Raw genomic sequence first — 18,917 nt, 5'->3', positions numbered from 1 at the left:
GCCGAAGCTTAGGATGCATTTATTGCATGGTAGCAGAGCGTAGTGTGACATAGTTCCATGTGTCCTTATCCTCCTTCGGGTGGAATTGGACACAAGGAGCTTTCTGTGAAGCGGGCCTGTGAGGGATCCCGTGGAGAGATCACTAGTGAGAATGATGACATGAGTAGCGACAAAGAGTGTGAGAGACACTCTCGCCGAAAATCCAAGGGTTCCTGCTTAAAGCTAATCTGAGCAGGGTAAGCCGACCCCTAAGGCGAGGCCGAAAGGCGTAGTCGATGGGAACCAGGTTAATATTCCTGGGCCAGATGGAAGTGACGGATCTCGAAGGTAGTTCATCCTTATCGGATTGAATGGGCTGCTTAGAGGTTCCTGGAAATAGCTCCATCGTTAGATCGTACCCTAAACCGACACAGGTGGATAGGTAGAGAATACCAAGGCGCTTGAGAGAACTATGTTGAAGGAACTCGGCAAAATACCTCCGTAAGTTCGCGAGAAGGAGGCCCGGTCTGTACGCAAGTACGGGCTGGGGGCACAAACCAGGGGGTGGCGACTGTTTATTAAAAACACAGGGCTCTGCGAAGTCGTAAGACGACGTATAGGGTCTGACGCCTGCCCGGTGCCTGAAGGTTAAAAGGAGGGGTGAGAGCTCTGAATTGAAGCCCAGGTAAACGGCGGCCGTAACTATAACGGTCCTAAGGTAGCGAAATTCCTTGTCGGGTAAGTTCCGACCTGCACGAATGGCGTAACGACTTCCCCGCTGTCTCCAACATAGACTCAGCGAAATTGAATTACCGGTCAAGATGCCGGTTACCCGCGGTTAGACGGAAAGACCCCGTGCACCTTTACTACAACTTCACACTGGCATTAGGCCGAACATGTGCAGGATAGGTGGTGGGCTTTGAAGCGTGAACGCCAGTTTGCGTGGAGCCTCCCTTGAGATACCACCCTTGTTCTGCTTGATGTCTAACCGCGGTCCGTTATCCGGATCCGGGACCCTGTGTGGTGGGTAGTTTGACTGGGGCGGTCGCCTCCTAAATCGTAACGGAGGCGCGCGAAGGTTGGCTCAGAGCGGTCGGAAATCGCTCGTTGAGTGCAATGGCAGAAGCCAGCCTGACTGCGAGACTGACAAGTCGAGCAGAGTCGAAAGACGGCCATAGTGATCCGGTGGTCCCAAGTGGGAGGGCCATCGCTCAACGGATAAAAGGTACGCCGGGGATAACAGGCTGATACTGCCCAAGAGTCCATATCGACGGCAGTGTTTGGCACCTCGATGTCGGCTCATCTCATCCTGGGGCTGGAGCAGGTCCCAAGGGTACGGCTGTTCGCCGTTTAAAGAGGTACGTGAGCTGGGTTTAGAACGTCGTGAGACAGTTCGGTCCCTATCTTCCGTGGGTGTAGGATACTTGAGAGGAGTTGCCCCTAGTACGAGAGGACCGGGGTGAACGATCCACTGGTGGACCAGTTGTTATGCCAATAGCAGTGCTGGGTAGCTATGATCGGACAGGATAACCGCTGAAGGCATCTAAGCGGGAAGCCCCCCTCAAAACAAGGTATCCCTGAGAGCCGAGGTAGACCACCTCGTCGATAGGCCAGAGATGTAAGCGTAGTAATACGTTCAGTTGACTGGTACTAATTGCTCGATAGGCTTGATTTGATCCAGTAGAAGAAAGACTAATCTACTGAGACAAAAGCATACACATACAATCAGTTGTACTGACTTGGACATTTAGAGGTTTTACTCGGTTTGGTGGTCATAGCGTAAGCAAAACACCCGATCCCATCCCGAACTCGGCAGTTAAGTGCTACTGCGCCAATGGTACTGCGTCTTAAGACGTGGGAGAGTAGGTCACCGCCAAACCTAGCAAAACCTCTAAATAACGTATCTCTCTGCGATGACAATTAATAAGCCAATACATACTCATTGGCACCCGGCGCGGGATGGAGCAGCCCGGTAGCTCGTCAGGCTCATAACCTGAAGGTCGTAGGTTCAAATCCTACTCCCGCAACCAAACTTAACACACAAGCCGCACCCAATCAGGTCGCGGCTTTTTTGCTGTACGCAAAGCTCAACAATCCCGACGGCTTACCCTCCAGCAGCGCCGTATGGCCACGCTCCGCATCGTGACGGATTGTAATGCTGTCGATAAGCGCGCCGAGGACTTCAGACGCGCGATGCACAACATCCGGGTCGTTAAGGATGTCGGAGATGTCGTCAATCGCCGCACGGTGGAGTGCTGCTAAGTCCGGTGTGATCTCAATAGGATCCTGAGCCTGAGTAGCCAGATCCGCCTCAAGCTTTTTTATGAAACGATGTCCAAAGAACCTCTACTATGAACGCCCCCCTCTCGTGGGGACAAAATTTAAAACGGACGCTAAATGACGGATCTGGAATCGCGACAGATCGAAGTTCCATCCTGTTTTCAGGCCGATGACCGGCAAGCATGGTGCAAAGCTGCGAATGCCATACCGCAACTTCTAGACTGAATCCGGACTGACCTGCCCCCCGAGGCTCCCTCATTCATAACGAGAGTTTGCGGGTCTGGGTTTCATATTCTTCGTCGTCAGTTTGGGCAAGCGCGTCTTGCGCGGAGCCCTCAAATTGCTCAAGCGCTCGACGAGCTTCTGCCGGTGTTTGGTTCCCAAGCGATGAGTGCGGCCTGACGTTGTTGTAGTCGTATCGCCAGAGTGCCAGCTTGCGACGGGCGTCATCCAACGTATCGAAGATTTCCTCATTCAACAGCTCGTCGCGCAGGCTGCCATTGAAGCTTTCTATGAAGCCATTCTGCTGGGGTTTGCCGGGGTCGATGTAATGCCAATCAACGTCGTTATCACCGGCCCATTTTAGGATCGCACGACTGGTAAACTCCGTGCCGTTATCACTGACAATGCAGGCAGGCTTTCCATAAATACGGACAAGCGCGTCAAGTTCCCGCGCGACACGAGCGCCCGAGATGCTGGTGTCAGCCACCAAGCAGAGGTTCTCGCGGCAACAATCGTCGTTTACAGCCAGCATGCGGAACTTGCGTGACGCGCCGAACGTATCCGACACAAAATCTAAGGACCAACGCTCGCCAGGACGCAAAGCAACCGGCATTGGTGTCCGCGAGCCACGCGCACGCTTGCGGCCCCTGCGCCGTCTAACGCCCAGCTTTTCTTCAGTATAAAGGCGATACAGTTTCTTGTGGTTCATGATCCTTCCCTTGCGTTCCAGCAGCACACCGATCCGGCGGTAGCCAAAGCGCCGTCGCTTGCTGGCAATCGCTTTCATCTCTTCGCGAACTTCTGGATTATCCGGTGACTGATCGCGCCGGACGGTCTTGGGATCGACACCGACAAGCCTGCACGCCCGGCGCTGCGAGATATCATGGTCTCGCATTGCCTTGCGTGCTGCGGCCCGTCGCACATTCGGTGTCGTCAGTTCTTTCCCAGCAAATCCTTCAACACAACATTGTCCAACATCGTGTCCGCCAGAAGGCGCTTCAGCTTGGCGTTCTCATCCTCCAGCGATCTAAGGCGATGAGTATCAGAAACGTTCATGCCACCATATTTGGCTTTGAACTTGTAGAACGACGCGGGACTCAAGCCATGCCTGCGGCACACCTCTGCCGTCGGCATGCCAGCTTCCTGTTCTTTGATCATTCCGATAATTTGGGCTTCAGTAAAACGGCTCTGTCGCATCTGTTTGCTCCTTCGAAGGTTGAGCAAACTCTACATTAAACTGAGGGAAGTTTCGGGGGGCAGGTCAGGACCTATAAGCAAAACTCTGCCGGGGTCCAATCACGGTGAGAACCAACGGTGGAACCTTTGCCATATCTGGAGGTTATCAACCCAGATGCCGCAGCACCGAACAGGGTGACAGCAGATCAACTGCTACGCGGCTAGTGAGGAGAATAACGATGAAAACGTCTTTTACAAAATTTACAATGGTATCTTCCCTGGCGCTGGCCGCCGTTCTGCCTGTATCGGCGATGGCGATGGATGCAAGCGCCGCAACCGATCTGAACATCCGCAGTGGCCCTGCCAATAACTACACCATTCTGGGTGTCATCCCTGGTGGCGAAGCAGCGACGCTCGACGGTTGTGTCGCAGACGGCACGTGGTGCAAAGTCTCATATAATGGCGTTGAGGGTTGGTCCTACGCGCCCTACCTGACTGTTTCAGCCGAAGAAGAGGCTTATGTGGTAACGGAACGTCCTGCGGCAGTGGAAGTCACCACAGTGACGTACGAGGACACCGGTGAAACTCTGAAAGATGAGCGCCAAGGTGCGACAGCTGGCGCAGTGATCGGTTCGCTCGCGGCATATGCTGCTGGCGGTCCCGTGGGCGGCATCATCGCAGGCGGTATCCTCGGGGGCGCGGCCGGTTCGGCAGCAGTTGAACCCACTGTAGAGACGGTGACATATATCGAAAGCAACCCGGTAGAGACAGTTTACCTTGACGGTGAAGTCGCGGTCGGTGCCGGCGTACCTCAGGACGTCGTCCTATACGAAATTCCTTCGCAGTCGGAATACCGTTACGTTGACATCAATGGCCAGACGGTCATCGTAAACCCTGAAACCAATGCGATCGTAAGCGTTATCCGCTAATAGCTGGATTTAGGACTTTAGGGAGGCCCGGCAGTTGCCGGGCCTTTTTACGTTGCCAGCCAAGATGTCCCGAGGGGCGGTTGCCCTTTGTTAAGCTAAGGTGGTTCGGTGGCAGAGCATTTGGTCACTATGTTGCCGCATTAGCGTGATAGGCCGCGCATATACAAGCTGGACTTGCTACGATTTCGCGCCGTCATTTAAATTTCTGAGGCCCACCGTTCGCCCAATGGCGACAAGGGTAGCGCATCCCGAATTGGGCTGTGCCTGCTTGACCTCTCGGCGTGCGGTACATTCCAAAAATCCCAGAAAGCGCGTTTCCAATCCCATCTCAAGCACAATGCGACGAAAGGCAGGCAGAAACTAAGTACGTAAGAGGAGATCAGGGAATGAAAAACCGTAAATGATTTTTCTAGGTAACTTGCTTATCGGGGATAAGTGGTGCCCAGGAGAGGACTCGAACCTCCACACCGTTGCCAGTACTAGCACCTGAAGCTAGCGCGTCTACCATTCCGCCACCTGGGCACAGGGGGGTTGTGAGGGAGCGTTTATTGCTGTGGGGCGGGGGTGTCAATTGGATTCTCGCAACAAAACGAAGTGACGACAGAATAATTGGCGAGGGGCGCGATTTGTTGCGCTGGATCGGCTGTGGGCGGCACTTTGGGCCGGAATTGCTGCTTGTTCCTCAAGGGGGGGGGATGTATCTGTTGCCCTAGATTTTCTGGTCAGGGGTATCATCATGGCAAAGCTGGTCACGGTTTACGGCGGTTCCGGGTTTGTGGGGCGGTATATCGTTCGCCGCATGGCGTTGGCGGGATGGCGTGTGCGCGTTGCGGTGCGTCGCCCGAACGAAGCGTTATTCGTGCGTACCTATGGCACCGTTGGGCAGGTCGAACCGGTCTTTTGCAACATCCGCGATGACGCATCTGTGCGCGATGTGTTGCGGGGCGCTGATGCGGTGGTGAACTGCGTTGGGATCATGGCCGAGGCTGGCAAGAACACCTTTGACGCGATTCAGGCTGACGGTGCTGAGCGTATTGCGCGCCTGTCTGCAGTCGAAGGGGTGCAGCGCTTGGTTCAGATCTCTGCCATCGGTGCGAATGCCGAGACCGATAGCGACTATGCCCAGACCAAGGCGATGGGAGAGGCCGGCGTGCTGAAATACATGCCCGATGCCGTTATTCTGCGCCCCTCGATCGTGTTCGGGCCCGAGGATGACTTCTTTAACCGTTTTGCCGGTATGACGCGGATCAGCCCTGCGATCCCTGCGGTGGGTGCGGATACATTGTTCCAGCCGGTTTATGTCGATGACGTCGCCCATGCGGCAGAGCTGGCGGTGACGGGCAAGGCCCCGGCGGGTATCTACGAATTGGGCGGACCCGAGGTCGAGAGCTTTCGCGGCCTGATGCAGCGTATGCTGGGTGTGGTAAACCGCCGTCGTCTGGTCATCGCATTACCAACGTTTGTCGCGCGGATGATCGCCTTTGGTTTGGATGTGCTGCAATCGGTGACCTTCGGTTTGATCAAGAACAACACGTTGACCCGTGATCAGATCAAGAACCTGGCCCATGATAACGTCGTAGGCGAGGGCGCGCGAGGCTTTGACGCTCTGGGGATCACCCCTGTGTCTATGGGATCGGTGCTGCCCGAGTATCTGTGGCGTTTCCGCCCGTCGGGTCAGTATGACGAGATCAAGAAATCCGCGAAAAATCTGCGGACCTGAGCCAGTAGCATTCGGAATACAGAAAGGCCCTGCCGGCAACGGCGGGGCCTTTTCTTTAGCTGTAGGCATACACCAGCAGCGCGGCCCCCAGTAGGATGCGGTAGATCACATAGGGGGTGAAATTCACGCTCCGCAGCAGGCGCATCATCAAGGTCAAGGCCGCAAGTGCCGCGACAAAGGCGAAGGCGGCGGCGATGGATGCGTCACGGGCAAGCTGCGCGTCGGCCTCTCCGATCACGTCCAGTGACAAAAGTGCACCCGAGGCGAGGATCGTGGGGATCGACATCAGCATGGAAAGCGTCGCGGCGCTGGCGCGATCATAGCCCAGTTTGCGTGCCGCGGTGATCGTGATGCCCGACCGCGAGGTGCCGGGGATCAGCGCGATGGCTTGCGCGAGCCCCATCCAGACGGCACCTTTCATGTTCCAGTCTTCGGTGTTGCGGTCGCTGCGACCTGTGTGGTCGGCCCAATACAGTACAATCCCGAACAGCAGCATCGTCCAGCCGATCACCGCAACAGAGCGGAGCATCTCGTCGATCCCCAGCAGCTTGATCACCAGCCCGACCACCAGAACCGGAATCGTTGCAATAATCAAAAGCGCCGCAAGCCGCGCGCCGGGGGTGTCCATCTTGCCGCGTAGCAAGCGGCCAAGTCCTATAGTGGCCTCTGCGACTTCGGTGCGAAAATATAGAACCACAGCAAGAAGCGTGCCGACATGCACCGCCACATCAATGGCAAGCCCCTGATCGGGTCCGCCGGTGAGCGTGGGCAGCAAAATCAGATGACCCGAGGACGAGACGGGCAAGAACTCTGTCAGCCCCTGAATGATTGCGACGAGCAGTAATTGAAACAGGGTCATGAAGGGGCCGGCCTTTGAAACGTTCTCGGTGCCATAGGGCTACAACTTTGGGGGGATGGAAGGGAAGTAGGTTGTTAAGGCCGAATCGGACATAAAATGGGGATATATCCGCCAGATAAATGCGTGCGAATGAAAATAATATGTATATAGGTCAGCAATGCTGCCTTTATATCCTTTAAGAGCCTGTGTATGAGGGGGCAGCAACGTGTTTCATGCGGAGAGATCCAAGATGGCAAAGCAGCCAATGCTCAAGTTTACAACGGTTTCCCGGGATATGCCCGAAAAACGGATGCCGAATCTTCGTCGTGAAGACTTTAAAGAGATTTATGCGGAATACGCGGATGAGAAAGCGCAGGAGCAATCCAGCCGCTGTAGCCAGTGTGGCGTTCCATATTGCCAGACGCATTGCCCGCTGCACAATAACATCCCCGACTGGCTGCGCCTGACCGCCGAAGGGCGCCTGAAGGAAGCCTACGAGATCAGTCAGGCCACCAACACCTTCCCCGAAATCTGCGGCCGCATCTGCCCGCAGGACCGTCTGTGCGAAGGCAACTGTGTGATTGAACAATCCGGCCACGGCACTGTGACCATCGGCTCTGTCGAGAAATACATCACCGATACCGCATGGGAAAACGGCTGGGTGCAGGCGATCAAGCCCAAGACCGAACGTGCCGAATCCGTCGGTATCATCGGCGCAGGGCCTGGCGGTCTGGCCGCTGCGGACGTGCTGCGCCGTGCGGGTGTGCAGGTTACGATCTATGATCGCTATGACCGCGCGGGTGGCTTGCTGACCTATGGTATCCCCGGATTCAAACTGGAAAAAGATATCGTCATGCGCCGCAACGATCAGTTGGCCGAAGGTGGCGTTAACTTTGAATTGAACTGCGATGTGGGTGTCGACATCAGCTTTGCTGATATCCGCGCCAAGCATGACGCCGTAATCATCGCGACGGGCGTTTATAAGACACGTGATATTCAGGCCCCCGGCGTTGGCGGTGTGGGTCTGGAACGCGCGATTGATTTCCTGACCGTGAGCAACCGCAAAAGCTTTGGCGACGCGGTCGAGGAATTCGACTCCGGTCGATTTAACGCGCAGGGTAAAAAGGTCGTCGTCATTGGCGGCGGTGATACTGCGATGGACTGTGTGCGGACCTCGATCCGCCAGGGGGCCACGTCGGTGAAATGTCTTTATCGTCGTGACCGCACCAACATGCCCGGCTCGCAACGCGAAGTGCAGAACGCCGAAGAAGAAGGCGTGGTATTTGAATGGCTGTCCGCGCCCAAAGGGTTCGTCGGCGATCCGGTCACCGGTGTGATGGTGCAAAAGATGCGTCTTGGCGCGCCCGATGTCTCTGGCCGTCAGGCCCCCGAGGTGATCGAGGGTGCTGATTATGTCGAAGAGGCCGATCTGGTGATCATGGCGCTTGGCTTTGAACCCGAAGACCTGCCCAAACTGTGGAACACGCCAGAGCTGCCGGTGAACCGCTGGGGCACGATCAAGGCCGACTATATCACCGGCGCGACCGATCTGGATGGTGTCTATGCCGTGGGTGACATCGTGCGCGGCGCGTCACTGGTGGTCTGGGCCATCAAGGACGGGCGCGATTGTGCGCAGGCGATCCTTGAAAAGATGGGGGCCAGCGTGGCCATCGCCGCCGAATAAACGCCCCTTTCAGTTGATATTTCGCGCCTCGGGCGCGCCCGATTTAGGAGATTCCAAATGACCAAGTATGATGACGCCTGGGTAGCACGCGAAGAAGCAAAACGCGCTTTCATGGCAGAAAACGGTCTGTATTCCGAAGAAGAAGAGCATTCATCCTGCGGTGTTGGCCTTGTCGTGAACATCGACGGCTCCAGCAGCCGTGCGGTTGTTGAAAACGGCATCAAGGCGCTCAAGGCGATCTGGCACCGCGGGGCTGTTGATGCGGACGGTAAAACCGGCGACGGCGCAGGCATTCACGTGCAGATCCCCGTCAACTTTTTCTATGATCAGGTGCGCCGCACCGGTCACAGCCCCCGCGAAGGCGAACTGATCGCCGTCGGTCAGGTCTTTTTGCCGCGCACCAACTTTGCCGCGCAGGAAACCTGCCGGACCATCGTTGAAACCGAAGTGCTGCGCATGGGCTACTATATCTACGGCTGGCGCCACGTGCCTGTGGATACGTCGGTTCTGGGCGACAAGGCCAACGCGACCCGCCCCGAGATCGAACAGATCCTGATTTCGAACGCCAAGGGCGTGGACGAGGAAACATTCGAGCGTGAGCTTTATGTCATCCGTCGTCGCATCGAAAAAGCCGCGCTGGCCGCACAGGTGCCGACCCTTTACATCGCGTCGATGTCCTGCCGGTCGATCATCTACAAGGGTATGATGCTGGCGCAGGATGTGGCCAACTTCTATCCCGACCTGATGGACGAACGCTTTGAATCCGCGTTTGCGATCTATCACCAGCGTTATTCTACCAACACCTTCCCACAGTGGTGGTTGGCGCAGCCATTCCGCATGCTGGCCCACAACGGCGAGATCAACACGCTCAAGGGCAACATCAACTGGATGAAAAGCCACGAGATCCGCATGGCGTCGGGCACGTTTGGCGAAATGGCCGAAGACATCAAACCGATCGTCGCCGCCGGGTCGTCCGACTCTGCCGCGCTGGATGCGGTGTTCGAGGTGCTGGTGCGCGCGGGTCGTTCAGCCCCCATGGCGAAAACAATGCTGGTGCCTGAAAGCTGGTCAAAGCAAGCGGTCGAGCTGCCTCAGGCGTGGCGCGACATGTATTCCTACTGCAACTCCGTGATGGAGCCTTGGGATGGTCCCGCAGCGCTGGCAATGACTGACGGCCGCTGGGTTTGCGCCGGCCTTGACCGCAACGGCCTGCGCCCGATGCGTTTCGTCGTCACCGCTGACGGCATGCTGATCGCCGGTTCCGAAGCGGGCATGGTGCCGCAGGACGAGGCGAATGTCGTACGCAAAGGCGCGCTTGGCCCCGGTCAGTTGCTGGCGGTCGATATCGAAGAAGGCAAAATGTTCGGCGATACCGAAATCAAGGACAAGCTCGCCGCGTCGCGCCCCTTTGGCGAATGGGTCGGCAAGATCAACGAGCTGGACAAAGCGCTTGGCGATGTCGAGGAAAAGGCGCTGTTTTCGGGCGACGAACTGCGCCGCCGTCAGGTGGCAGCGGGCTACACCATCGAAGACCTTGAACAAATCCTCGCCCCGATGGCCGAAGATGCGAAAGAGACGCTGGCTTCTATGGGCGACGACACGCCGTCGGCAGTTCTGTCGAACCAGTACCGCCCGCTCAGCCACTTCTTCCGCCAGAACTTTAGCCAGGTGACCAACCCGCCGATCGATAGCTTGCGCGAATTCCGCGTCATGAGCCTGAAAACGCGGTTCGGGAACCTCAAGAACGTGTTGGACGAATCCAGCGCGCAGACAGAGATTCTTGTGCTCGACAGCCCGTTCCTTGCGAACGCGCAGTTTGATCAGTTGATGACCGAATTCAACGCGAACTCTGTCACCATCGACTGTACCTTCGAGGCAGGCGGCAACAACCTGAGCGAAAACCTGCGCCGCATCCGCGACGAAGCCGAGGACGCGGTTCGTTCTGGTGCCGGTCACATCGTGCTGACCGACCAGTTCAGCAACGCGACCCGTGTGGCGATGCCGATGATCCTTGCGACATCTGCCGTGCACAGCCAGTTGACCCGCAAGGGCCTGCGGACGTTTACCTCGCTCAACGTGCGGGCGGCTGAATGTGTGGACCCGCATTATTTTGCCGTGCTGATCGGCTGCGGCGCGACCGTGGTGAATGCCTACCTTGCCGAGGATTCGCTGGCGGATCGCATCGGTCGTGGTTTGCTGGACATGAACCTGACCACCGCGATGGCCCGCTACCGCGAGGCGATTGACCAAGGTCTGCTGAAAATCATGGCCAAGATGGGGATCAGCGTCATGTCGTCCTACCGCGGCGGCCTGAATTTCGAAGCCGTGGGTCTAAGCCGCGCCATGTGTGCGGAATATTTCCCCGGCATGACCAGCCGTATCAGCGGGATCGGTGTGACCGGTATTCAGCGCAAGGCCGAGGCGGTCCACGATCGTGGCTGGCAGGGCGACGGCGTCGTTATGCCCATCGGCGGCTTCTACAAAGCGCGTCAATCCGGCGAGACCCACGCATGGGAAGCATCGTCGATGCACATGCTGCAAATGGCCTGCAACAAAGCGTCCTACCAAATGTGGAAGCAGTATAGCGCCAAGATGCAAAGCAATCCGCCAATCCATCTGCGGGATCTGCTGGATATCAAGCCACTGGGGGCCCCTGTGCCCATCGAAGAGGTCGAATCCATCACCTCTATTCGCAAGCGTTTCGTGACGCCGGGCATGTCCCTTGGCGCGCTGTCGCCCGAGGCACACAAGACCCTGAACGTTGCCATGAACCGCATCGGGGCCAAGTCAGACTCTGGCGAAGGCGGCGAAGATCCGGCGCACTTCGTGCCCGAGGCCAACGGTGATAACCCGTCGGCCAAGATCAAGCAGGTGGCGTCGGGTCGTTTCGGTGTGACCGCCGAATACCTGAACCAGTGCGAAGAGCTTGAGATCAAGGTCGCCCAGGGGGCCAAACCCGGCGAGGGCGGCCAGCTGCCCGGTATGAAGGTCACTGACCTGATTGCCCGTCTGCGCCATTCCACCAAGGGGGTGACGCTGATCTCTCCTCCGCCGCACCACGATATCTATTCCATCGAAGACCTTGCGCAGCTGATCTATGACCTCAAGCAGATCAACCCGCGTTGTAAGGTGACCGTGAAACTGGTGGCGTCGTCGGGGGTTGGCACGATTGCCGCCGGTGTGGCGAAGGCCAAGGCGGACATCATCCTGATCTCGGGCCACAATGGCGGCACGGGTGCATCGCCTGCGACCTCGATCAAATATGCGGGTCTGCCATGGGAAATGGGCCTAACCGAAGCGCATCAGGTTCTGGCAATGAACAACCTGCGTGACCGCGTCACCCTGCGCACCGATGGTGGTTTGCGCACAGGCCGTGACATCGTGATGGCCGCGATGATGGGGGCCGAGGAATACGGCATTGGCACCGCCGCTCTGATCGCGATGGGCTGTATCATGGTGCGTCAGTGCCAGTCGAACACCTGTCCCGTCGGCGTCTGTACCCAAGACGAAGCGCTGCGTGGCAAGTTCACCGGCAACGCCGATAAGGTTGTGAACCTGATCACCTTCTACGCCACCGAAGTCCGCGAATTGCTCGCCTCTATCGGGGCGCGTAGTCTGGATGACGTGATTGGCCGTGCCGATCTGCTGGCGCAGGTCAGCCGTGGCTCTGCCCACCTTGACGATCTTGATCTCAACCCGCTGCTTATCACCGTCGATGGCGCGGCAGAGATCGTCTATGACCGCAACAAGCCGCGCAACGCTGTGTTGGACACGCTGGACTCTGAAATCGTGCGCGACGCCGCACGGTTCCTTGAGGATGGCGAGAAGATGCAGCTCAGCTATGCGGTGCAGAACACGCACCGTACCGTGGGCACCCGCGTCTCGAGCCACATCATCCGCAACTTCGGTATGAACAACCAGCTGCAGCCCGATCACCTGACAGTCAAGCTGACCGGTTCGGCGGGGCAGTCGCTGGGGGCGTTCGCGGCACCGGGGCTCAAGCTTGAAGTATCGGGCGATGCGAACGACTATGTTGGCAAGGGCCTGTCGGGCGGTACCATCGTCGTGCGTCCATCGATGGCAAGCACCATCGTGGCCTCTGAGAACACCATCATCGGCAACACCGTGCTGTATGGCGCGACCAAGGGCTTCCTGTTCGCAGCGGGCCGTGCAGGTGAACGTTTCGGGGTCCGCAACTCTGGTGCGCATGTGGTGATCGAAGGCTGTGGCAGCAACGGGTGCGAATACATGACCGGTGGCGTGGCCGTGATCCTGGGCGAGATCGGCGCAAACTTTGGCGCGGGGATGACGGGCGGTATGGCCTATCTGTACAACCCCGATGGCAAGGTCGAGAAAATGCTGAACCGTGAAACACTGGTGACCTGCCCCGTCACGGTGGCGCATTGGGAAAACCAGCTGAAGGGCCTGATCGAACGGCACTTGCAGGAAACCAACAGCCGCAAGGCCGAAGACATCCTGCAGCATTGGGACATCGAAAAGGATAACTTTGTCCAGATTTGCCCCAAAGAGATGTTGATCCATCTGCCCGCCCCTCTCAGCGTCGAAGAGCACGCGATACCGGCGGAGTAAGCAACGAGTGAAAGAATCGGGCGCGGGGGGAACCTCGCGCCCGATTTCTTTTGTCGGGTTGATACGCTTTACCGTGGCCGGATGCGGTCTATAGTTGGACGATGATCAAATCTATACTCTCGCGCGCAGGGCTAATGGCTGTGCTGATGTTGGGGCTGACCCTGTCGGCCTGTACCGACCGCACGCCCAAGGGCGGCGGCGATATTCTGGTGATCGGTGATTCCGTGATGGCGTGGAACGGATCGAACGATCAGGCGATCCCCGATGCGATGGCGACAGCGCTTGATCGTGATGTGATCAGCAAGGCCGTCCCGGGCGCGCAGTTCAGCAATGACAGCACGCTTTTGTCTGCCGTGGGGTTCGACATTCAGGACCAATACCCCGGCGGGCGCTGGAACTGGATTATCGTCAATGGCGGTGCCAATGATCTGGGGCTCAACGATTGCAAATGCGGGGCTTGCACGCCGGTGGTCGACACGCTGATCGGTGCGGATGCGGCCAGCGGAGAGGTTCCGGCCTTTCTGTCCCGCTTGCGCAGCAGCGGTGCGCAGGTGATGTGGATGGGATATTACGCCGGCAACGGCAAAGGGTCATTCGAAGGCTGCCGCGATGATCTGGTGCTGCTGGAACGCCGCATTGCGCGTTTTGCCGCACAGACGCCGGGGGTGACGTTTCTTGATTCCGAATTGGTGATCGACCGCAATGACCCCAGCCTCTTTGCCAGCGACAACACCCACCCGTCGCCCAAGGCATCGGCGCTGATCGGAGCCTATCTGGCAAAAGGAATTTCCGCCCGCAGTGCCCGTTCACAATAAGCGCGTTGCGCGATATAGCTGATGGCTATGGCAAAACGCGCATCTTCGAAATCCAAAAGCAAGACCAGGGCAAAGCCGCCGTCACCCGCGGCGCAGCTGCGGTCGTTGAAGCGGCGCGTCGTCAGGGGCGCGTTCAAGCTGGTGCTGACCGTGCTTGGCCTGTTGGTCGCAATGGTGCTGCTGTTTGCGGTGCTTAACCCGCCAACCACGCCTTATATGTTCAGCGAAGGCCGCAGGTTGGGGGGCGTCGACCAGCAATGGGTCGCGCTGGAAGAAGTGGCCCCTGTCATGGCACGGTCTGTGGTGGCGGCAGAAGACGCGAATTTCTGCAATCATTGGGGCTTTGATCTGGCTGCGATCAAGCGCGCTATTGCCGAAGGGTCGAACCGTGGCGCTTCTACCCTCTCGCAGCAGACGGTCAAGAATGTCTATCTGTGGCACGGGCGCACTTGGCTGCGCAAAGCGCTTGAGGCCGGCATCACGCCGCTGGTCGAAACCGTCTGGACCAAACGACGGATCATCGAGGTCTATCTGAACGTCGCCGAGTTTGACGAAGGCATCTTTGGTATCGATGCAGCGGCGCAACATTATTTCGGGGTGATTCCCGCCAAGCTGACGGCGACACAAGCCGCACGGCTGGCCGCGATCCTGCCCTCGCCCAAAACGCGCTCTGCCACGCGACCGTCCGCTTCGGTGCGCAAGCGCAGTGCCCAAATCCGTGATGGTGCGGCGACAATCAGCAAGGACGGGCGGGCAGCCTGTTTCGAGAGTTGAAAAACCCAACCAAGACGGGCATGAGGATGAAACCCTTGTTTGTTAGTACCGGAACCCCTTTATGGCCCGCCTGTTTCACGTCCCGCTGTCGCCGTTCTGCCGCAAAGTCCGGCTGAGCCTCGCCGAGAAGAAGATCGAGGTAGAACGCGTCGAAGAGCGGTATTGGGAGCAAGACCCAGATTTCATGCGTCGCAACCCTGCGGGTAAAGTCCCCGTCTTACAGCTCGACGGCATCATCATGTCCGAAAGCGCTGCGATCTGTGAATACATCGAAGAAACCCGCCCCGAGCCGTCGCTGATGCCCAGTGATCCGATTCAGCGGCTTGAAGTCCGCCGTCTGGTCAGCTGGTTCGATGACAAGTTCCACGACGAAGTCACCTCAAAGCTGCTGTACGAGCGGGTGAATAAAAAGGTGATGAAGCAGGGGTTTCCTGACAGCCGCAACGTCAAGGACGGGGCCAAGGCGATCAAATACCACATCGATTATATGGCGTGGCTGCTGGACCACCGGCGCTGGCTGGCGGGCGACGTGATGACGCTGGCCGATTTCGCAGCGGCGGCGCATCTGTCCTCGCTTGATTATATCTCGGATGTGGACTGGAACCGGTCCGACGTGGTCAAGGACTGGTATGCCAAGATCAAATCCCGCCCGGCGTTCCGGTCGTTGCTGGCCGATCAGGTGCCCGGCTTCCCACCGCCGAAACACTACAATGACCTTGATTTCTAGTCCGCACCCCGCCGGATGTCTGTGACACCGGCGGTTGATACGGACGCCCTGCGGGGGCGGTTGGTGGCGCAGGCGCTGGACGAGGGCTTTGTCTCGTGCCGTATCTGCCGACCCGATGCAGTGCCCGAGGTGCCCGAACGGCTGCAGGCCTTTGTCGAGGCAGGGTACCACGGGCAGATGTCATGGATGGCCGACCGCATGGCCTGGCGCGGCAACCCCGCAGCGCTTTGGCCCGAAGCGCGGTCGGTGATCATGCTGGCCGAGAGCTATACGCCTGAATACGATCCGACCGAGGTGCTGAACCACCCCGACAAGGCAGGCGTGTCGGTCTATGCGCAGGGACGCGATTACCACGACATCGTAAAGAAACGGCTCAAGCGGGTGGCGCGCTGGCTGGTGGCGCAAGAACCTTGCGAGGTGAAAGTCTTTGTCGATACAGCCCCCGTGCCGGAAAAAGCGTTGGGGCAGGCGGCGGGGCTGGGCTGGCAGGGCAAGCACACGAATCTGCTTAGCCGCGACTGGGGGAACTGGGCCTTTCTTGGCGCGATCTTCACCACATTGGATTTCACCCCCGACGCGCCAGAGGTGGATCACTGCGGGTCGTGCCGGTCATGCCTCACGGCTTGCCCGACCAATGCGTTTCCCGCGCCCTATCAACTGGATGCGCGGCGCTGTATTTCCTATCTGACGATTGAACACAACGGGCCGGTCGATTTGGAATTGCGCAGCAAGATGGGCAACCGCATCTACGGCTGTGACGATTGCCTTGCCGCCTGCCCGTGGAACAAGTTCGCCGTCGCGGCGAGCGATCTGCGCTATCACGGCGGTGTCGGTGCCCCTGATCTGGCAGGGCTGGCGACGCTGGATGATGCCGCGTTCCGGCTGCGGTTCAGTGGGTCGCCGATCAAGCGGATCGGGCGCAACCGGTTCATGCGCAACGTGCTTTACGCCATTGGCAACTCCGGTCAGGCGCGGCTGGTCCCTGTGGCACAGGGTCTGCTGGACGATCCTGACGCCACAGTTGTTGATGCTGCACAATGGGCTGTGACGCGTCTTGGCGAAAACCACGGCTGACAGGGCTGGACCGCTGCGCGGGAACAGGTAAACCCTAGGAAAACGGTGCAAGGATAATTGAATGGCGCTTTTGCTTGGGGTGGATACGGGCGGCACCTATACGGATGCGGTACTGATCCGGGATGAAACCACGGTGATCGCTTCGGCCAAGGCGCTGACCACCCGCGGCGATCTGGCCATCGGTGTGGGGCAAGCCGTGCGCCGCGTGTTGGAGGCTGCTGATGTTTCAGCGGGTCAGGTGGCGATGGCGTCGCTATCCACCACGCTGGCAACCAATGCATTGGTCGAAGGGCAGGGCGGGCGCGTGGCGCTGATCTATGTCGGTTTCAAAGAACGTGATCTTCAGGCGCACGGGCTGGCAGAGGCCCTGAACGGTGATCCCTATCTGATCTTGGGCGGCGGACATGACCACGCAGGCGCAGAGCTTTCCCCGCTGGACGAAGACGCGCTGGTCGCGTTTCTGACTGCGCAAGAATCGCAGGTCAGCGGGTTCGCGGTCGCCAGTCAGTTTGCGACGCGCAACCCTGTCCACGAACAGCGGGTTGCTGCGTTTGTGGCGCAGGTGACGGGCCGGCCTGTGTCGGCCTCGCATCAACTGTCGGCCAAGCTCAACGGGCCGAAACGGGCGCTGACGGCGGTGCTGAATGCGCGGCTCATCGGGATGATCGACAGGTTGATTGGCCGCGCCGAGGATGTGTTGACTGACATCGGCGTGACGGCCCCGTTGATGGTCGTACGCGGCGATGGGGCACTGATCTCTGCGGCACAGGCGCGTGCGCGACCGATTGAAACGATTCTCAGCGGGCCTGCGGCCTCGATTGTCGGGGCGCGGTGGATGACCGGCGCGGCACATGCGTTGGTCAGTGATATCGGCGGCACCACCACGGATGTGGCCCTGCTGCGCGACGGACGGCCGGCGATTGACCCCGCAGGTGCCCGCGTCGGCAGCTACCGCACGATGGTAGAGGCCGTCGCCATGCGCACCACCGGTCTGGGGGGCGACAGCGAGGTCCATTTCCTGACCGAAGGGTTGCAAGGCGGCGTGACGCTGGGGCCAAAGCGGGTCTTGCCCGTGGCCTTGATCGCAACAGAGGCGCCGGATGTTGTTCACGCCGCACTGGATGCACAGCTGCGCAGCACCACGCCTGGCGAATATGACGGGCGCTTTGTGCGTGCGGTTTCCGGACAAACCCGCGAGGGGATCACCGTGCGCGAGGAAGCCTTGCTGGAACGCATCGGCGATGGGCTGCACCCGATGGCGGAAATCGTGCGCGCGCGGATTGAAACCGGTGCCCTCAAACGGTTGGTCGAACGCGGGCTGGTCCAGCTTGCCGGCGTCACCCCTTCGGATGCGAGCCATGCGCTGGGCCGCGTGGATGCGTGGGACGCAGAGGCCGCGCAGAAGGCGCTGCGGCTGTTCGGGCGGCGGCGTACAGGGGCGGGGCAGATGTTGGCCCCTGATCCTGCCGTTATGGCGCAGATGATCGTGGATCAATTGACCGAACAGACCAGTCTGGCGTTGCTAGAGGCGACGCTGGCCGAGGAAGACCCTGCCTTTGATGCAGAACCCGAAACGCTTGCCCGGCACGAACTGTTGCAGCGCGGGTTGCGGGGTCACGCAGGGCTTGTGCGGATCGAAGCCGCGTTGAACGTGCCGGTGATCGGGCTTGGGGCCTCTGCTGCGGCCTATTATCCGGCGGTGGGCGAACGGCTGCGCACGCAGATGATCCTGCCTGAACACGCCGCAGTGGCAAATGCCATTGGCGCTGTCGTCGGGCGGGTGACCATGCGGGAAAGCGGCACGGTGACGTCCCCGGCAGAGGGGCGGTTCAGAGTGTATCTGACCGACGGGCCGCAGGATTTTACCGATCAGACACAGGCGCTTGAAACGCTTGAAAACACGCTGCGGGAAAAGGCAGAGACAGCGGCACGGGCAGCGGGCGTGGTCGACATGCAAACCGAGGTGCAGCGCGATATCCGCTATGCCGAAGTCGAAAGCCGCAAGGTCTTTATCGAAGCGGTGCTCACGGTTGAAGCGACGGGCCGACCGAGGGTCGCATTGGTCTAGACACCCCTCAAAGAAAACGGCGCAAACCCTATGGGGCTGCG

General features: G+C 58.9%; 11 protein-coding genes, 2 tRNA genes and 2 rRNA genes (1 of these 15 only partly in view). 12 read left to right on the top strand and 3 right to left on the bottom strand.

The window, feature by feature from the left end:
* From E5180_RS11945 to E5180_RS11935, 3 genes are all read left to right on the top strand, one after another.
* Positions 1 to 1,654 (top strand): 23S ribosomal RNA (locus E5180_RS11945) (it extends 1,181 nt beyond the left edge of the window).
* Positions 1,655 to 1,743: 89 nt separating this feature from the next.
* Positions 1,744 to 1,858: ribosomal RNA gene (gene rrf, locus E5180_RS11940) — 5S ribosomal RNA — on the top strand.
* Positions 1,859 to 1,932: 74 nt separating this feature from the next.
* A tRNA-Met gene (locus E5180_RS11935) sits at positions 1,933 to 2,009 on the top strand.
* Between the two features lie 509 nt (positions 2,010 to 2,518).
* On the opposite strand, the gene E5180_RS11930 is transcribed toward E5180_RS11935, so the two are convergent.
* Positions 2,519 to 3,678 (bottom strand): IS3 family transposase gene (locus tag E5180_RS11930; protein ID WP_138922942.1). Its coding sequence is split into 2 segments (ribosomal slippage): positions 2,519 to 3,429 and positions 3,429 to 3,678, totalling 1,161 coding nucleotides; the frame shifts between segments, so codons are not numbered across the junction.
* Between the two features lie 218 nt (positions 3,679 to 3,896).
* Here E5180_RS11930 and E5180_RS11925 point away from each other — a divergent pair.
* Positions 3,897 to 4,586, top strand: a complete 690-nt coding sequence (locus E5180_RS11925; protein WP_254700462.1) for a DUF1236 domain-containing protein — start codon at positions 3,897 to 3,899, stop codon at positions 4,584 to 4,586.
* 436 nt (positions 4,587 to 5,022) lie between these two features.
* Here E5180_RS11925 and E5180_RS11920 read toward each other — a convergent pair.
* A tRNA-Leu gene (locus E5180_RS11920) sits at positions 5,023 to 5,108 on the bottom strand.
* A gap of 214 nt (positions 5,109 to 5,322) precedes the next feature.
* Between E5180_RS11920 and E5180_RS11915 the strand changes: the two genes are divergently transcribed.
* A complete protein-coding gene (locus tag E5180_RS11915; RefSeq protein WP_138924567.1) occupies positions 5,323 to 6,306 on the top strand; it encodes a complex I NDUFA9 subunit family protein in 984 nt (327 codons plus the stop codon).
* 55 nt (positions 6,307 to 6,361) lie between these two features.
* Here the strand turns inward: E5180_RS11915 and E5180_RS11910 are convergent, their stop codons facing one another.
* Positions 6,362 to 7,165 carry an undecaprenyl-diphosphate phosphatase gene (locus tag E5180_RS11910; RefSeq protein WP_138924566.1) on the bottom strand — a complete coding sequence of 268 codons (804 nt, stop codon included), beginning with the start codon at positions 7,163 to 7,165 and terminating at the stop codon, positions 6,362 to 6,364.
* A 229-nt stretch (positions 7,166 to 7,394) separates the two neighbouring features.
* On the opposite strand from E5180_RS11910, the gene E5180_RS11905 reads away from it, so the two are divergent.
* The 7 genes from E5180_RS11905 (at position 7,395) to E5180_RS11875 (ending at position 18,876) form a co-directional block, all read left to right on the top strand.
* The gene (locus tag E5180_RS11905) at positions 7,395 to 8,828 is read left to right on the top strand and encodes an NAD(P)-dependent oxidoreductase (RefSeq protein WP_138924565.1); all 1,434 of its coding nucleotides are present in this window, start codon (positions 7,395 to 7,397) and stop codon (positions 8,826 to 8,828) included.
* A gap of 57 nt (positions 8,829 to 8,885) precedes the next feature.
* On the top strand, positions 8,886 to 13,418 hold the full coding sequence (gltB, locus tag E5180_RS11900) for a glutamate synthase large subunit (protein WP_138924564.1): 4,533 nt from the start codon (positions 8,886 to 8,888) through the stop codon (positions 13,416 to 13,418).
* Positions 13,419 to 13,519: 101 nt separating this feature from the next.
* Entirely contained in the window at positions 13,520 to 14,233 is a 714-nt protein-coding gene (locus E5180_RS11895) for an SGNH/GDSL hydrolase family protein (protein ID WP_138924563.1), read from the top strand.
* A 27-nt stretch (positions 14,234 to 14,260) separates the two neighbouring features.
* Positions 14,261 to 15,007 (top strand): monofunctional biosynthetic peptidoglycan transglycosylase, encoded by a 747-nt coding sequence (gene mtgA / locus E5180_RS11890; protein WP_138924562.1) that lies wholly within the window; start codon positions 14,261 to 14,263, stop codon positions 15,005 to 15,007.
* A 61-nt stretch (positions 15,008 to 15,068) separates the two neighbouring features.
* Positions 15,069 to 15,734 carry an FtsZ-binding protein FzlA gene (fzlA, locus tag E5180_RS11885; RefSeq protein ID WP_093731617.1) on the top strand — a complete coding sequence of 222 codons (666 nt, stop codon included), beginning with the start codon at positions 15,069 to 15,071 and terminating at the stop codon, positions 15,732 to 15,734.
* Positions 15,735 to 15,749: 15 nt separating this feature from the next.
* Complete coding sequence (queG, locus tag E5180_RS11880; RefSeq protein ID WP_138924561.1) at positions 15,750 to 16,808, top strand: tRNA epoxyqueuosine(34) reductase QueG; 1,059 nt, start codon at positions 15,750 to 15,752, stop codon at positions 16,806 to 16,808.
* Positions 16,809 to 16,869: 61 nt separating this feature from the next.
* Positions 16,870 to 18,876, top strand: coding sequence for a hydantoinase/oxoprolinase N-terminal domain-containing protein (locus tag E5180_RS11875; RefSeq protein ID WP_138924560.1), 2,007 nt, complete (start codon positions 16,870 to 16,872; stop codon positions 18,874 to 18,876).
* Positions 18,877 to 18,917: the final 41 nt, after the last annotated feature.

The sequence above is a fragment of the Sulfitobacter sp. BSw21498 genome, assembly GCF_006064855.1.
In the GTDB taxonomy this organism is placed as follows: Bacteria; Pseudomonadota; Alphaproteobacteria; order Rhodobacterales; family Rhodobacteraceae; genus Sulfitobacter.
The sequence above is the reverse complement of the archived record's forward strand: the minus strand, read 5'-3'. Positions and strand labels throughout refer to the sequence as shown.

Excerpts from the sequence above, each read along its gene's own strand:
- E5180_RS11925 (WP_254700462.1), top strand. The coding sequence starts at position 3,897 with ATGAAAACGTCTTTTACAAAATTTACAATGGTATCTTCCCTGGCGCTG.
- E5180_RS11915 (WP_138924567.1), top strand. The coding sequence starts at position 5,323 with ATGGCAAAGCTGGTCACGGTTTACGGCGGTTCCGGGTTTGTGGGGCGG.
- E5180_RS11910 (WP_138924566.1), bottom strand. The coding sequence starts at position 7,165 with ATGACCCTGTTTCAATTACTGCTCGTCGCAATCATTCAGGGGCTGACA.
- E5180_RS11905 (WP_138924565.1), top strand. The coding sequence starts at position 7,395 with ATGGCAAAGCAGCCAATGCTCAAGTTTACAACGGTTTCCCGGGATATG.
- gltB (WP_138924564.1), top strand. The coding sequence starts at position 8,886 with ATGACCAAGTATGATGACGCCTGGGTAGCACGCGAAGAAGCAAAACGC.
- E5180_RS11895 (WP_138924563.1), top strand. The coding sequence starts at position 13,520 with ATGATCAAATCTATACTCTCGCGCGCAGGGCTAATGGCTGTGCTGATG.
- mtgA (WP_138924562.1), top strand. The coding sequence starts at position 14,261 with ATGGCAAAACGCGCATCTTCGAAATCCAAAAGCAAGACCAGGGCAAAG.
- fzlA (WP_093731617.1), top strand. The coding sequence starts at position 15,069 with ATGGCCCGCCTGTTTCACGTCCCGCTGTCGCCGTTCTGCCGCAAAGTC.
- queG (WP_138924561.1), top strand. The coding sequence starts at position 15,750 with ATGTCTGTGACACCGGCGGTTGATACGGACGCCCTGCGGGGGCGGTTG.
- E5180_RS11875 (WP_138924560.1), top strand. The coding sequence starts at position 16,870 with ATGGCGCTTTTGCTTGGGGTGGATACGGGCGGCACCTATACGGATGCG.